At 75.7% G+C, this 14434-nt stretch carries 15 protein-coding genes; 7 read left to right on the top strand and 8 right to left on the bottom strand.

The genetic code is table 11. The annotated features are described in order from the left end of the window. Positions 1-63 precede the first annotated feature (63 nt). Both CUT44_RS29895 and CUT44_RS29900 read left to right on the top strand, forming a co-directional pair. Positions 64-864: a class I SAM-dependent methyltransferase gene (locus tag CUT44_RS29895; protein WP_100205053.1), complete on the top strand. Its 801-nt coding sequence runs from the start codon at positions 64-66 to the stop codon at positions 862-864. Then, complete coding sequence (locus tag CUT44_RS29900; RefSeq protein WP_100205054.1) at positions 861-1928, top strand: prenyltransferase/squalene oxidase repeat-containing protein; 1068 nt, start codon at positions 861-863, stop codon at positions 1926-1928. The genes CUT44_RS29895 and CUT44_RS29900 overlap by 4 nt, the downstream gene beginning before the upstream one ends. Positions 1929-1973: 45 nt before the next feature. On the opposite strand, the gene CUT44_RS29905 is transcribed toward CUT44_RS29900, so the two are convergent. The 4 genes from CUT44_RS29905 to CUT44_RS29920 all read right to left on the bottom strand — a co-directional run bounded on the left by CUT44_RS29905 (position 1974) and on the right by CUT44_RS29920 (position 5068). Then, the gene (locus tag CUT44_RS29905; protein WP_100205055.1) at positions 1974-2270 is read right to left on the bottom strand and encodes a hypothetical protein; all 297 of its coding nucleotides are present in this window, start codon (positions 2268-2270) and stop codon (positions 1974-1976) included. Positions 2271-2441: 171 nt separating this feature from the next. Further along, positions 2442-3401, bottom strand: a complete 960-nt coding sequence (locus tag CUT44_RS29910; protein ID WP_100205056.1) for a DUF5336 domain-containing protein — start codon at positions 3399-3401, stop codon at positions 2442-2444. Positions 3402-3452: 51 nt separating this feature from the next. Continuing rightward, entirely contained in the window at positions 3453-4436 is a 984-nt protein-coding gene (locus tag CUT44_RS29915; RefSeq protein WP_100205057.1) for an N-acetylmuramoyl-L-alanine amidase, read from the bottom strand. A gap of 38 nt (positions 4437-4474) precedes the next feature. Further along, positions 4475-5068, bottom strand: a complete 594-nt coding sequence (locus CUT44_RS29920) for a class I SAM-dependent methyltransferase (protein ID WP_100205295.1) — start codon at positions 5066-5068, stop codon at positions 4475-4477. 368 nt (positions 5069-5436) lie between these two features. Here CUT44_RS29920 and CUT44_RS29925 point away from each other — a divergent pair, with 368 nt between their 5' ends. Further along, positions 5437-6312 (top strand): MaoC/PaaZ C-terminal domain-containing protein, encoded by an 876-nt coding sequence (locus CUT44_RS29925; RefSeq protein ID WP_100205058.1) that lies wholly within the window; start codon positions 5437-5439, stop codon positions 6310-6312. 129 nt (positions 6313-6441) lie between these two features. Here the strand turns inward: CUT44_RS29925 and CUT44_RS29930 are convergent, their stop codons facing one another. Both CUT44_RS29930 and CUT44_RS29935 read right to left on the bottom strand, forming a co-directional pair. Then, a complete protein-coding gene (locus tag CUT44_RS29930) occupies positions 6442-6630 on the bottom strand; it encodes a hypothetical protein (RefSeq protein ID WP_100205059.1) in 189 nt (62 codons plus the stop codon). A 68-nt stretch (positions 6631-6698) separates the two neighbouring features. After that, complete coding sequence (locus CUT44_RS29935; RefSeq protein WP_199185884.1) at positions 6699-7994, bottom strand: hypothetical protein; 1296 nt, start codon at positions 7992-7994, stop codon at positions 6699-6701. 233 nt (positions 7995-8227) lie between these two features. Here CUT44_RS29935 and CUT44_RS29940 point away from each other — a divergent pair, with 233 nt between their 5' ends. From CUT44_RS29940 to CUT44_RS29950, 3 genes are read left to right on the top strand one after another with little or no spacing between them, the layout of a single operon-like run. After that, positions 8228-9100 carry a Nif3-like dinuclear metal center hexameric protein gene (locus tag CUT44_RS29940; RefSeq protein ID WP_107488078.1) on the top strand — a complete coding sequence of 291 codons (873 nt, stop codon included), beginning with the start codon at positions 8228-8230 and terminating at the stop codon, positions 9098-9100. After that, positions 9097-9840, top strand: a complete 744-nt coding sequence (locus tag CUT44_RS29945; protein ID WP_199185908.1) for a zinc ribbon domain-containing protein — start codon at positions 9097-9099, stop codon at positions 9838-9840. Before CUT44_RS29940 ends, CUT44_RS29945 begins: the two co-directional genes overlap by 4 nt. An 8-nt stretch (positions 9841-9848) precedes the next feature. Next, positions 9849-11201 carry a bifunctional RNase H/acid phosphatase gene (locus CUT44_RS29950; RefSeq protein WP_233221759.1) on the top strand — a complete coding sequence of 451 codons (1353 nt, stop codon included), beginning with the start codon at positions 9849-9851 and terminating at the stop codon, positions 11199-11201. Positions 11202-11231: 30 nt separating this feature from the next. On the opposite strand, the gene eda is transcribed toward CUT44_RS29950, so the two are convergent. Both eda and yaaA read right to left on the bottom strand, forming a co-directional pair. Continuing rightward, positions 11232-11996 (bottom strand): bifunctional 4-hydroxy-2-oxoglutarate aldolase/2-dehydro-3-deoxy-phosphogluconate aldolase, encoded by a 765-nt coding sequence (gene eda, locus CUT44_RS29955; RefSeq protein ID WP_100205061.1) that lies wholly within the window; start codon positions 11994-11996, stop codon positions 11232-11234. Between the two features lie 84 nt (positions 11997-12080). Continuing rightward, the gene (yaaA, locus tag CUT44_RS29960; RefSeq protein ID WP_100205062.1) at positions 12081-12890 is read right to left on the bottom strand and encodes a peroxide stress protein YaaA; all 810 of its coding nucleotides are present in this window, start codon (positions 12888-12890) and stop codon (positions 12081-12083) included. A gap of 142 nt (positions 12891-13032) precedes the next feature. On the opposite strand from yaaA, the gene CUT44_RS29965 reads away from it, so the two are divergent. Then, complete coding sequence (locus CUT44_RS29965; protein WP_158239692.1) at positions 13033-14409, top strand: DUF2254 domain-containing protein; 1377 nt, start codon at positions 13033-13035, stop codon at positions 14407-14409. Positions 14410-14434 lie beyond the last annotated feature (25 nt).

Genomic DNA, 14434 nt, shown 5'->3' on the forward strand with positions numbered 1-14434 from the left:
GGGCCTCCCCGGTCACGGCACCGGTTCCCTCCCGCACATCACCGAGGAAGGCAGACCAGTTCAGTGCTGACCGTGGACTTCTCCCGCTTCCCGCTCGCCCCCGGCGACCGGGTCCTGGACCTGGGGTGCGGCGCCGGCCGCCACGCCTTCGAGTGCTACCGGCGCGGCGCGCGCGTGGTCGCGCTGGACCGCAACGGCGAGGAGATCCGCGAGGTCGCCAAGTGGTTCGCCGCCATGCGGGAGGCCGGCGAGGCGCCGGCGGGCGCCGAGGCCACCGCGCTGGAGGGCGACGCCCTCGCGCTGCCCTTCGAGGACGACAGTTTCGACGCGGTGATCGTCTCCGAGGTGATGGAGCACATCCCCGACGACAAGGGCGTCCTGGCCGAGCTGGTGCGGGTGCTGCGCCCCGGCGGCCGGATCGCGGTGACCGTGCCGCGCTACGGCCCGGAGAAGGTGTGCTGGACGCTGTCCGACGCGTACCACGAGGTCGAGGGCGGCCACATCCGCATCTACCGCGCCGACGAACTGCTGGCGAGGATCCGCGAGGCGGGCCTGGAACCGTACGGGACGCACCACGCCCACGCCCTGCACTCCCCGTACTGGTGGCTCAAGTGCGCCTTCGGGGTGAACCGGGACGGGGACGAGGCCGCGTTGCCGGTGCGCGCGTACCACAAGTTGCTGGTCTGGGACATCATGAGGAAACCCCTGGTCACCCGGCTCGCCGAGCGTGCGCTCGACCCCGTCATGGGCAAGAGCTTCGTGGCGTACGCCACCAAGCCGCACCTTCCGGCCGCCCCGGTCCCCGGCGCGGAGACCACCGTCCCGGGGACCGCCACCCCGGAGACCGGCACGGAGCGGGTATGACGAGCCCGGACCGCACCGAGCGGCTCGTCCTGCCGGGCGTGCTCACCGCCGAGCAGGCCGCGCGGACCGTCGCGGGCATCGCCGCCGTCCAGCGTCCCGACGGCGCGATCCCGTGGTTCCGCGGCCACCACCTCGACCCCTGGGACCACGTCGAGGCCGCCATGGCGCTGGACACGGCCGGCGAGCACGAACGCGCCGAGGCCGCCTACCGCTGGCTGGCCGAGCACCAGAATCCGGACGGCTCCTGGTACGCCGCCTACGCCGACGGGGACGCCGCACACCCCACCGACCCGGGCAGGGAGAGCAACTTCTGCGCGTACGTCGCCGTCGGGGTGTGGCACCACTACCTCGCCACGGGCGACGAGACGTTCGTGGAGCGGATGTGGCCGGTGGTCGTCGCGGCGATCGGCTTCGTCCTGGACCTCCAGCAGCCCGGCGGCCAGATCGGCTGGAAGCGGGACGCCGACGGCACCGCCTCCCCCGACGCCCTGCTGACCGGCTGCTCCTCCGTCCACCAGGCGCTGCGCTGCGCGCTGGCGCTGGCCGAGCACCGCGAGGAGCCGCAGCCCGGCTGGGAGTTGGCGCTGGGCCGGCTGGGTCACGCGATACGCCGCCATCCCGAGCGTTTCCTGGACAAGAGCCGCTACTCGATGGACTGGTACTACCCGGTCCTCGGCGGGGCGCTGACCGGGCCCGAGGCCAAGGAGCGGATCGAGTCCGGCTGGGACCGCTTCGTCGTCCCCGGCCTGGGGGTGCGCTGCGTACTGCCCAATCCCTGGGTGACCGGCGGCGAGAGCGCCGAACTCGCGCTCGCCCTGTGGGTGATGGGGGAGTCCGACCGGGCGCTGGAGATCCTGCGCTGGATGCAGCACCTGCGGAACGCGGACGGCATGTACTGGACCGGCTATGTCTTCGCGGACGACGCCTTCTGGCCCGAGGAGCTGACCGCCTGGACGGCGGGCTCGCTGCTGCTGGCCGTCGCCGCGCTGGGCGGCGACGAGGCCACGGTGGCGGTCTTCGGCGGGGAGCGGCTGCCGACGGGACTGGAACCGGACTGCTGTTGAGCCGCCGGGACGCGGCCGGCCGGGCCGGCGTCCCGTGGCGGTCCGTCAGTAACGGCGGATCCGGGCCGCCAGCAGATGGCCGATGAACAGGTAGACCACGGCCGCGATGCCGTAGTTGATCAGCACCTGGAACCAGCCGGGCTCCAGGTCGAAGAGGTCGTGGGACCAGCCCGCCAGCCAGCGGGCGGCGTCCTGTACGAACACGACCAGATCGTTGCCCCGGTTGGCGTCCAGCACGTACAGCAGGATCCAGAGACCGATGATGGCCGCCATGATGTCCGCGACGATCCGGATCACCAGGGCCGCCGTACTGCCTCCGCTTCGTCGGACAGTAGTGACCATGTGCTCCGGATTGCCGCTCCGTACGCGCGCAAACCCGATCCGCCCGGAATCAGGGGCTGTTGAGGCGTCCGACGGGAGACGGTGCGCGGGGTGCCCCCGGTACGGCGTCGGCCCCGCCCGGAAAACGGGCGGGGCCGACGGAGTGCCGCCGCGCGGCGGGGGCCGGGCCGGTCAGCCGCGCTGGATGCCCGAGGTGTCCTGCAGGACGCCGCGGCGGCCGTCCTGGGTCTGGGCGACCAGCGTCTGGCCGCGCTGTTCCACCGCCAGGTACCAGGTGCCCGGCGCCAGTTCGGCGATCTGGCTGTGCGAACCGTCCTCGCTGTACAGCGGACGGGCCACCGGCACGGCGAACCAGAAGGGCTGGAAGCCGGGGTCGGCCGGGGCACCGGCCGCCGGACCCGGACCCGGAGCCTGCTGCTGCGCGGGCTGGCCGCCGCCGTACGGCTGGTGACCGGCCGGCTGGCCCTGCTGCATCGGCTGCCCCTGCTGGCCGGGCTGCATCGACTGCATCGGCTGGCCCGGCTGCATCGGCTGACCGGGCTGACCCGGCTGGGGGCCGCCGGGATAGCCGTAGCCGCCCGGCTGGGGGCCGCCCGGGTAGCCGTAGCCGCCCTGCTGCCCCGGCTGCGGACCCGTGCCGTAGGGGTTCGGGGCCTGCGGGGAGGGCGCCGGCAGCAGCGGGGCCTTCAGCGCGGAGACGGTGTTGCCCAGAACGGCGAAGGCCGCCATGACCAGACCCCCGATGAGCGTCAGCCAGGCGCCGACCCCCAGTTCCAGACTCCGGTTGAGGTTCATGCCCTCCGGGTCCGGCAGGACGGTGGAGAACATCGACCACAGTGCCGCCCAGCCCGTGAACACGGCCAGCGCGGTACCCCACTGTTCGAGGCCGAGCCCGGCCACCTTGCGGTCGCCGGGCAGTATCCGTCCGGCGACGAGCAGGGCGGCGGCGATCAGTGCGGCGAGAGTCACGGTCGGCAGCAGCGGGAAGAGCGCCGGCTCCCAGCTGTTGACCGTGCAGTTCTCGGAGCAGTTCTCCGAGGCCTCGAAGAAGGCGAGGAACGAGGCGATGAACAGCAGCACCGCTGCTCCGATTACCGCACCATCGCTTCGGGTGAGCGAGCGGATGTTCACGTGAGGTCCTTAGTCGGTCTCGTCATGGTCTGGTCAGCTTGGGGGCGGGCCCTATCGTACGGAAGGACGCCCGGTGGGGTCCGGCGGGTCCGCGTTGTCCGGTCCGGCGTGCGGGTGGCTCCCCGAGGCGCGCAGGAAGGCCGTGACGCCGTCGGCGAGGCCCTCGGCCGCGCGCTGCCGCCAGGCCGGATCGGTCACCAGCCGGGCGTCGCGCGGATCGCGCATGTTGCCGCACTCCAGGAACACCTTGGGCACCCGGGAGAGGTTGAGGCCGCCCAGGTCGCCGCGGGTGACCAGACCGGTCTCGGCCACGGTGGGCCCCAGGTAGCCGGCGGGACCGGTGCCGGTGGCCGCCGCGAAGGCGTCGGCCAGCTCCTCGCCCAGCAGCCGGGACGGGCCGGTGATCCGCGTGGTGTCGGCGCCGCCCTCCTTCACCCGGGCCGGGACGATGACATGGAAGCCCCGGTTGCCCTTTCCCGAACCGTCGGCGTGCACGGAGACCGCGGCGTCGGCGTCCACGGTGTTGCCCCGCGCGGCGCGTTCGTCGATGCAGGGCCCGTACGGGCGGTCGCCGTCATGGGTGAGCACCACCCTGGCGCCCCGCTCCGCCAGGATGTCCCGGGCCCGGCGCGAGACGTCGAGGGTGAAGGCCGCCTCCGCGTAACCGGAGTTCGTGGCCGTGCCGGTGGTGTCGCACTCCTTGCGGCCCGTGCCGATGTCGACCCGGCGGGCGATCTCGCGGGTGTGCTCGCGGTTGTCCGGATTGTGCCCGGGATCGATCACCACCACCGTGCCCCGCAACGGCCCGCCGTCCCCGCCGTCCCCGTCCGGTTCCCCGGGCTCCCCTGATTCCGGGGAGCCGGCCGTGGGTGCCGCCGGGGGTGAGGCCTGTGAGGTGCCCGGGGCGGGTGCGCCGGGCTCCCGCCCGGAGTCCTCCTGGCGCACCGACCGCCACGCCGACCAGCCCGCCAGACAGACGGTCAGCACGAGCGCGAGGACTGCCAGAGCGGTGAACGGGCGGCGGCCGAGGGACATGACCGGAGATCGTAGCGGTGCGGCCGGGGCCGGTGCCGTCAGACGCCCGGGCCCGTACGCCGCAGGACGCGCAGTGAGCGGAACGCGGACACCTCGGCGAAGGCGCCCGACTCCAGCGCGCGCCGGTAGATCCGGTACGGCGCCTGCCCGCCGTCGGCCGGATCCGGGAACACGTCGTGGATCACCAGCAGTCCGCCCTCGGCCAGTTGCGGTGCCCAGCCCTCGTAGTCGGCCCGCGCGTGCTCGTCGGTGTGGCCGCCGTCGACGAAGACCAGCCCCAGCCGCCCGCCCCACAGCGCGGCGATCCGCGGCGAGCGGCCGACCAGCGCCACCACGTGCTCCTCCAGCCCGGCGGTGTGCAGGGCGCGGCGGAAGAAGGGGAGGGTGTCCATCAGACCGACCCGCGGATCGACCAGTTCCGGATCGTGGTACTCCCAGCCCGGCTGCTGTTCCTCACTGCCCCGGTGGTGGTCGACGGTCAGTACGGTCACGTCCCCGTCCGCCCGGCGGGCGGCGTCGGCCAGCAGGATGGTGGAGCGCCCGCAGTAGGTGCCGATCTCCAGCAGCGGCAGTCCCAGGCGCGCCGCCTCGACGGCGGCGGCGTACAGCGCCAGCCCCTCGTCGGCGGGCATGAAGCCCTTCGCGGCCTCGAAGGCGGCGAGGGCCTCGGGTGTCGGCCGCGCGGCGGTTTCCAACGGTTGTCCCTTCCTCGCCCGGCCCGGGGGCGGCCTGGTCCGGCCCGGTGCCGGGGCCCATGCTGCCCTACGCCCCACCGGCCCGCCCGGCGGGGGCGGCGGGAGCGGCGGAACCGCCGGGCACCCGGGGCGTGTCCGAAAAGCCATCGCCCGGAGCGGCCCGGCACCCGCGGGCCGCCATACTGTTCCTCCGGCTACCGGCCGGGTGCGTCGGACAGGGGCCTTCCGACGCCCGGGGACACCGGCCGGAGCGCGTTCTCACCGTCCGCCATCGTGCACCGCGGCAGCCAAGGAGCGAGCCTCCCATGCCCATCGACCCGGCCAAGGCCCTCGCAGCCGACCCCGTCACGACCGAACTCGTCTGGGACCACCGGGACGTGCAGCTCTACCACCTGGGGATCGGTGCGGGTGTCCCCGCCACGGATCCGCTCGAACTGCGCTACACCCTGGAGCGCGGACTGCGCGTCCTGCCCGGCTTCGCCACCGTCGCGGGCGGCCGGCCCGCCCTGCTGGACGGGCTGTACGCGCCCGGCGTCGACGTCGAGCCGTCCGCCGTCTCGCACCGCGAGCAGTCCCTCACCCTGCACCGGCCGGTCCCGGTGAACGGCAGGGCGGTGCGGACCTCACGGATCACCGCCGTCCACGACCGGGACGAGGACGCCGTCGTCGTGCTGAGGTCCGAGGTCGCCGACGGCGACGGGCCGATGTGGAGCTGTACCGCCGGGCTGCTGGTCCGGGGCGGGGGCGGTCTCGACGGCGGGCGGGGCGCGGGCCGGGCCAGACGGCCCGGACGCGGCCCGGCGCGCACGCCGGAGCGGGAGCCGGACCTGGACCTCACCCGGCCGGTCCAGGAGAACCTGGCACTGCTGTACCGCCTGTGCGGTGACCACAACCCGCTGCACACCGACCCCGAGCACGCCCGGGACGCGGGCCACGACCGGCCGCCCCTGCACGCCCTGTGCGTCTACGGGATGGCGCTGAAGGCCGCCGTGGACACCGCGCTGGGCGGGGAGGTGGAGCGGGTGCTCGGCTACCGGGCGCGTTTCGCGGGGGCCGTCTTCCCCGGCGAGACCCTGCGCGTGCGGCTGTGGCGGGGCGACGGGCGGCTGACGGCGGCCGTCACCGCCGCCGACCGGGGCGACGCCCCGGTGCTGGCCGACACCGTCGTCCACCACGCGTAGGGCCGCGACACCGGAACAGGCCCACCGGCTCGCGGCCCGGTGGCCGGTGTGCGGTCGCCCGGGCAGCCGGAGGCCCCGGGCGCCGGAGGAGGCGACGGCACCCGGGGCCGGGGGCGGGCGGACCGGCGGTCAGCTTCCCGGGCCGTCCCGCTCCGGCGACCCGGGGCGGCGGTGGCGGCCCTGGGCGGGCACCCTCATCTCCTCCTCGACAGCGGCCCGGCCCCGGTGTCTGCCCCGGGACGCGGCGTTGTCGGTGCTCGCCTCGGCGCTCGGCTCGGTGCTCGTCTCGGTGCTCGGCTCGGTCTCGGTCTGGGACATCGCGAACTACTCCGTGGACAAGGTGGACACGTGGCTCTTCCTCCGTACCCGACCGAATCGTAGTAGTTCTACGATCTTCGTTCCGTGTCGGCCCGCTCCAGCGATCCTTCCAACGCCCCCTCCAACGGGGCCTGTTGGAGCGGCACCGGAACGTACGGCACCGGCCGGGCGGTGAGCGGGCCGACCGGCGCCGCCGGGGCGGGCGGCACCCGCGGCGCGGTCCTCACCCCGTCCGCTCCTCCCTCCGCCGCCCCCTCCGCCGCCTCGTGCCCGGCCTCCGAGGGCGGTCCCGGCCGCGGCACGAACGCGAGCCCCGGGCCGGGCGGCCGCTCGCCGGGTTCCGGGCGGAACGGCCCGATCCGGGCCAGCCCGCACGGCACATGGGGGGCGGCGTACGGCAGCCGCAGCTCGCCGGCCGCCGTCCACAGCCCCGCCCCGCGCAGCCAGCCGCGTGGGGCGGGCAGATGCCGCAGCCGCCGCTGGGAGGGCCGCCACACGGCCACCCACGTCCCGTTCGGCCCGTCCACCCGCAGCGCCACCGCGCAGTCCTCCGGCACCAGGGCCTGGCCGGGCTGGACGGCGAAGGGCACCAGCGAGACCCCCTGCGGGCGCAGTGCCCCGGGGAAGCGCACCGGCCGGTGGCTGCCGAGCACCCCCCAGCCCAGCAGCGTCTCGCCCGGGGCGTCGGAGCGCACCAGCAGCAGCCCGCTGTCGGGGTCGGCCAGCAGCAGCCGGTCGTCGCTGTCGTCGGTGATCCGCAGCAGCGGGGACACCTCGCCGCCGCGTCCCAGGTCGACGGTGACGGTCTTGGTGCGGCCGTCGGCGTCGGTGCGGTCCAGGGCGAGCAGCCGGCCGTCGCGGTCCAGCCAGCCGCCGCCCGAGCAGCGGCCGGACACCATGGCGACCCGCTCCGGGCCGTCCGCCCCGCCGTGCACCCGCCACACCGCCGTGGTGTCCCCGCCGGGGTGGGCGGGGGAGAGGGCGTAGGCGGCCGCCCCGCCCGGGACGGGCGGCAGCAGCGTCAGCCGCTCGCATCCCACCTCGCCGAGAGGGACCTCGCCGGTGCCCGGACCGGTGGGGTAGAGCAGCGCCAGCCGGTGCCGGCCGGCGGTCCGGCGGCAGATCAGCACCCGCCCGTCGGACAGCGGCAGCACCTGGGTGCCGGGCTCCTCCGGCCGCGGCCCCGGCAGCGGCACCGCGTACGGCTCGGGACCGTCCAGTGTCCAGCGCTCGGGCACCCAGCCCCGGCCCGTACCGGTGGCGGCCAGCCGGGCCGCGTAGGAGCCGTCCGCGGCGATCGTGAAGCCGGTGTACCCCGTCCTCTCGCCGCCACCTCGGACGGCGTCGACGGCACAGACAGTCATCGACCAATCACCTCCGATCACGGAGGGTAGTTTTCGCTTCCCCCGGTGGACAGTGAGAGGCGCACCCCTTCACGCATACGGGGGACTGTGGATGGTTATGGGTGACATGTCGGTCTGCGGTGTGCTTCACCCCGGGCCCCGTCCGGAAGCGGGACGGGCGCGGCCCGGGCGCGGGGTCCGGACCGTACCCGTCCCGGCCCGACGGCCCCGGCACGGCAGGTAACCTCTCACCCGTGCCTGCACTCGCCGATGTCATCGCCGCCCTGGACGACCTGTGGCCGCCCGCCTGGGCCGAGCAGTGGGACGCGGTCGGGACCGTCTGCGGGGACCCGGCGGCCCCGGTGGACCGGGTGCTGATCGCCGTCGACCCGGTGCGGGAGACCGCCGAGGAGGCGGTGGCGCTCGGTGCCGGGCTGCTGCTCACCCACCACCCCCTCTACCTGCGCGGCACCACCACGGTCTACGGCGGCACCTTCAAGGGCCGCGTCGTGCACGGCCTGATCCGCGCCGGTGTCGCCCTGCACACCGCGCACACCAACGCCGACCGCGCCGACCCCGGAGTCTCCGACGCCCTCGCCGGGGCCGTCGGACTGCGGGTGGTGGCGCCGCTGGTGCCCGACCCCTCCGATCCGGCCGGCCGCCGCGGGCTGGGCCGGATCTGCGAACTGGACGTGCCCGAGCCGCTGGAGAGCTTCACCCGGCGGGTGGCCGCCGCCCTGCCCGCCACCGCGCAGGGCGTACGGGCGGCCGGCGACCCCGGGCGCCCGATCCGCACGGTCGCCGTCTGCGGCGGCTCCGGCGACGGTCTCTTCGAGGCGGTGCGGGCGGCCGGGGTCGACGCCTACCTCACCGCCGACCTGCGGCACCACCCGGCCTCCGAGGCCGTACAGCACGCTCTCTCCGCCGGCGGGCCCGCCCTGGTGGACGCCGCGCACTGGGCCACCGAGTGGCCCTGGTGCGAGCAGGCCGCCGCCGGGCTCGACGCGGTGTCGCAGCGGCACGGCTGGGGACTGCGCGTCCATGTCTCCCGCACGGTCACCGATCCCTGGACCGGCCACGCGGCGTCCGCCCCCGTACCCACCACCCACACAGGAGCCCCCAACTGAACGCCGAGCCCGCCGACCAGATCCGCCTCCTCGACGTCCAGGCCCTCGACGTGCGGCTCACCCAGCTCGCCCACCGGCGCGCGAACCTGCCGGAGCACGCCGAGATCGAGAGCCTGACCGCCGACCTCGCCCAGGTGCGCGACCTGCTGGTCGCCGCGCGGACCGAGGAGAGCGACACCGCCCGCGAACAGACCAAGGCGGAACAGGACGTCGACCAGGTGCGCAAGCGCGCCGCCCGCGACCAGCAGCGGCTGGACACCGGCGCGGTGACCTCGCCCAGGGACCTGGAGAACCTGCAGAAGGAGATCGCCTCGCTCGCCAGGCGCCAGAGCGACCTGGAGGACGTCGTCCTGGAGATCATGGAGCGCCGCGAGTCCGCGCAGGAGCGCGCCGCGGAACTGGCGCGGCGGGTGGAGTCCGTCCAGGCCAGGACGGACGAGGCGGTGGCGCGGCGCGACGCGGCCCTGGCGGGGATCGACACCGAGGCCGCCTCGGTGACCAGGGAGCGCCAGGCCGTGGCGGCCACCATCCCGGAGGCGCTCCTCAAGCTCTACGACAAGCTCCGCGGACAGCAGGGCGGCGTCGGCGCGGCCCGGCTCTACCAGCGGCGCTGCGAGGGCTGCCGGCTGGAGCTGAACATCACCGAGGTGAACGAGATCCGCCAGGCCCCGGCGGACGAGGTGGTGCGCTGCGAGAACTGCCGCCGCATCCTGGTCCGCACCCCCGAGTCGGGGCTGTGATGTCCGGGATGTCCAAGGTGTCCGGCTCCACCGCTTCACCGATGTCCCTCGTCGTCGAGGCGGACGGCGGCTCGCGCGGCAACCCGGGCCCGGCCGGCTACGGGGCGGTCGTCCGCGACGCGGCCACCGGCCAGGTGCTGGCGGAGACCGCGGAGTACATCGGCACCGCCACCAACAACGTCGCCGAGTACCGCGGGCTGATCGCCGGGCTGCGCGCGGCCCGTGCCCTGGACCCGGCGGCGACGGTACGGGTCCGGATGGACTCCAAGCTGGTCGTCGAGCAGATGTCGGGCCGCTGGAAGATCAAGCACCCCGGCATGCGGCCGCTGGCGGCGGAGGCGCGCTCCGTCCTCCCGCCGGAGGCGGTCACCTACGAGTGGATCCCGCGCGAGCGGAACAAGTACGCCGACCGGCTGGCGAACGAGGCGATGGACGCGGGCCGGCGCGGCGAGAAGTGGCGGCCGTCCGCCTCGACGGCGGAACTCACCGCCCGGGAGGACCTCCCCACCGTCGACTCGGCCGCCCTTTCCGTCCCGCCTGTCCCGGCCACCCCGCCGGCCACCACCGAGAGCTCCGCCGAGGCGCGGGCCGCCGCCCGCGCCGCCGTCCGGCAGGCGCGCGTCCGGCAGCCGGAGCAGCCGGAGCTCCCGGAGGCAGCGGGGGGCGGGACGGACCCCACCGCCGTCACCGCCGCACCGGAGCGGGCCGGGGGCACGGCCCAGGGCTGGGGCCCCGACCTGGGCACCCCCACCACCTTCGTCCTGCTGCGGCACGGCGAGACGGCGCTCACCCCGCTCAAGCGCTTCTCCGGCAGCGGCGGCACCGACCCCGAGCTGTCGCCGGCCGGGCTCGGACAGGCCGAGGCCGCCGCCGCCGCGCTCGCGGCCCGCGGGACGGTCCAGGACGTGGTCGCCTCGCCGCTGACGCGCTGCCGCCAGACCGCCGAGGCGGTCGCCGCGCGGCTCGGCCTGAAGGTGGAGACCGACGAGGACCTGCGCGAGGCGGACTTCGGCGCCTGGGAGGGACTGACCTTCGCCGAGGCGCGCGAGCGGTACCCGCGGGATCTGGCCGCCTGGCTGGCCGACCCCGGTGCCGCCCCCACCGGCGGCGAGTCCTTCGCCGCCGTCACCCGCCGCGTCGAGCGGGCCCGCGACCGGCTCCTGGAGCGGTACCGCGGCCGGACGGTGCTGCTGGTCACCCATGTCACACCGATCAAGATCCTGGTGCGGCTGGCCCTGGGCGCCCCGCCCGAGTCGCTGTTCCGGATGGAGCTGTCGCCCGCGGCCCTGTCCGCGGTGGCGTACTACGCGGACGGCAACGCCTCGGTGCGGCTGTTCAACGACACGGCCCACCTGCGCTGACTCCCGCGCCGGCCCCCGGGCGGCGGCCCGTCACCCGCCGTCCGGGGCGCCGTCCGGGGCGCCGTCCCGACCGCCGCTCCCGGGACCGCCCCGCCCGGCCTGGGCGCCGAGCCGGGCGGCGTCCCGGGCCAGCCGCTCGATCCGGGGCCAGTCCCGCTCGCGCAGCGCGTCCGGCGGCAGCATCCAGCTTCCGCCGACGCAGCCGACGTTCGGCAGGGCGAGATAGCTCCGGGCCGAGGCGGCGTCGACGCCGCCCGTCGGGCAGAACCGGGCCCGGGGCAGCGGCGCGGCCAGCGCCTGGAGGTACTCCGGCCCGCCCGCCGCCCGGGCCGGGAAGAACTTCATCTCCGTCACCCCGCGCTCCAGCAGCGCCATGACCTCGGAGGCGGTCGAGGCACCCGGCAGGAACGGCACCCCGGCCGACTCCAGCGCCGTCAGCAGCCGGTCCGTGCCGCCCGGACTCACCAGGAAGCGGGCCCCGGCGTCCACCGCCGCCTCCGCCTGCTCCGGGGTGAGCACCGTGCCCGCGCCCACCACCGCACCGGGGACCTCCGCCGCCACCCGGGCGACCGCCGCCACCGCGTCCGGCGTCCGCAGGGTGATCTCGACCGCGGTCAGCCCGCCCGCCACCAGCGCCCGCGCCAGCGGCACGGCGTCACCGGGCCCGAACCCTTCCCCCGTGCCGCCGTCCGCCCCGTCGCCGAGGGCGACGACCGGCAGGACGGGTCCCAGGGCGAGCACGGAGGACGGTACGGACTGCTCGGCGGACTGCCCGGCGGACGGCTCGGCGCTCATGGCGCCATCCTGCCGGTGCCCGTCACCCGCCGCAACGCCGGTTGCACCCGGTGCAACGGAGCCCGGCACTGCGCCCGGCGGTGCTCACACCTCGGTGACCACCACGTCCAGCCGCCACGGGCTGCCGCTCCTGGCCGGGGGCGCGGCCTCCACCGTGTACCCCAGGGCGCGCAGCGCTCCGGCCAGCTCCGCCGGGCCGTCCGGCTCCTCGCCCGCCGTCAGCAGCGAGCGCACGATCCGGCCCTTGGTGGCCTTGTTGAAGTGGCTCACCACCGACCGCTTCTCCACCCCGCCGACGATCCTCGACTGGAGCACCCGCACGGTCGCGGTGCGCTCGGCGAGGGCGCCCCTCGGCTTCCACATCGCGCCGTACGCCGCCGACCGCAGGTCCAGCACCGGGCCGTCGCCCGCCGCCTCGGGCAGCACCGACTCCAGCGGCCCGCGCCAGTGCCGGGCCAGACTCCCCAGACCCGGCAGCTTCACCCCGCCCGAGCAGCGGTAGGGCGGAACCGGGTCACCGGTCCGCACCGCGCCCCACAGCCCCGAGAACACCAGCAGCCACCGCCCGGCGCGCTCCCGCGCCGCCGGGTCCAGCGTGGCCAGGCCCAGCGCGTCGTAGAGCACCCCGGTGTAGAGCTCGCCCGCGGGCAGCGCCGGGGCCGTGCGCAGCGCGGCGTTCCGGGCCACCTCGCCGCGCAGCCCCTCGCTCAGCCCGAGCACCTCCCGCGCCTCCTCCCCGCGGGCGTCCCCGTCGCCCGAGCACAGCTCCACCAGCTCTTCCAGCACCGCCTCCCGCGCCGCCGTCAGCCCCGGCAGCGACAGCGCGCCCAGGTCGAGCGGGGGGCCGTCGGCCCCGGTGGCCTTGCCCTCCGACGGCGGCAGCAGTACGAGCACGGTCTCTCTCCTCAGCAGCGGGTCCGCGGTCCGCGGAACAACCGGTTCCGGCGCCCCGGCAGGGTATGCCGCCGCGGCGGCCCGGCTCCAGCCGGGTGCCGGACGAGGCATCGGCCGCCGGTCACGCGGTACCCGTACCGGTGTGAACCTTCTTCCACACCGCCGCAGGCCTCGCGCGGAGTCGTCCCGCTCGCCGCTGTGGACCTGGCCCACCGCGGGCGGCGTCACCGCCCTGGTCACCGCGATCCTCCTGGAACAGGTCCGGCCCCGGGCCGGCACCGGCCCGGCCAACCTGTGGCCGGGCGACTCCGACGCCGCCTCCGCCATGCTCCAGGTGGTGGCCACCAGCTCGGTCACGGTGGCCGCCCTGACGTTCAGCGTCACCGTGGTGACGCTGCAGCTGGCCTCCCAGCAGTTCTCCCCGCGGCTGCTGCGGCGGTACGCCCGCGACCGGGTGCTCAAGGCCGTCCTGACGGTCCTGTTGTCCACCCTGGTGTTCGCGCTGACGACCCTGTCCTTCATGAACTCGGACGAGGGGCTGCCCACCGTCGCGCTGCTCACCGCGTCCGCGCTCGGTGTCACGTCGCTGGCCGCCGTGCTGGGCTTCCTCAACCACATCATCCGCCAGCTGCGGGTGGACTCCATGATGCTCGCCGCCCACGACGAGACCGGTGAGGCGATCCGGAAGCTCTGCGCCGGCCGGGACGAGCCGCCCCCGCCGTCCCCGGACGACCTGGACCTGGAGCTGGACCCGGCGCGCGGCGCCACGGTGCACGGGGGCAGCAGCGGATTCGTGCGGTTGATCGACACCGGTGCACTCGTGGCCTGCGCGCGCCGGAGCGATGCCGTGGTACGGCTCGACGTCCGGCCGGGCGACCTGGTCGTCGCGGGGAACCCGATCGCCACCGTCTGGGCGCGCGACCCCGCCGCGGGCGTCCCCGACCCGGACGCCGACGGCCTGGCCGAAAAGGTCGACGACGCCCTGGAACTCGGCTACGAGCGGACCCTGGAACAGGACGTCGCCTTCGGCTTCCGCCAACTGGAGGACATCGCGGTCAAGGCGATGTCGCCGGGGATCAACGACCCGGTGACCGCGTGCACGGCCGCCGGGCACCTGGCCGACCTGCTGGTGCGGCTGGCCGGACGCCGCCTGGGGCCGGTCCTGCACCTGGACGAGGACGGGACCGGACGGTTGATCCTCCCCGACCGCGACCTGCGGTACTACCTCGACCTGGCCTGCGGGCAGCTGCGGCGCTTCGCCGCCGCCGAGCCCACCGTCCTGGCGGCCCTGCTGCGCATGCTCCGCGATCTGGCGACCGCCGTGCACGGCACGGGGGACGAGCGGGACGCCGCGGAGGTCCGGCGGGCGGCCGACCTGGTCCGGGACACGCTGGACTCCTCCGTCGGCACCGAGGACGCCGGGCAGGTCCACGATCTGCACCGGCGGGTCCTGGCGGCGCTGGCGGGGCGCACGGCCGAGGCGTACACGGACCGCAGCGGCGAGACCCGGTCCGTGTAGCGGCCGGACCGGAAACGGTTCCGGG

Origin of the sequence: Streptomyces carminius, from assembly GCF_002794255.1 — a bacterium.
GTDB lineage: Bacteria > Actinomycetota > Actinomycetes > Streptomycetales > Streptomycetaceae > Streptomyces > Streptomyces carminius.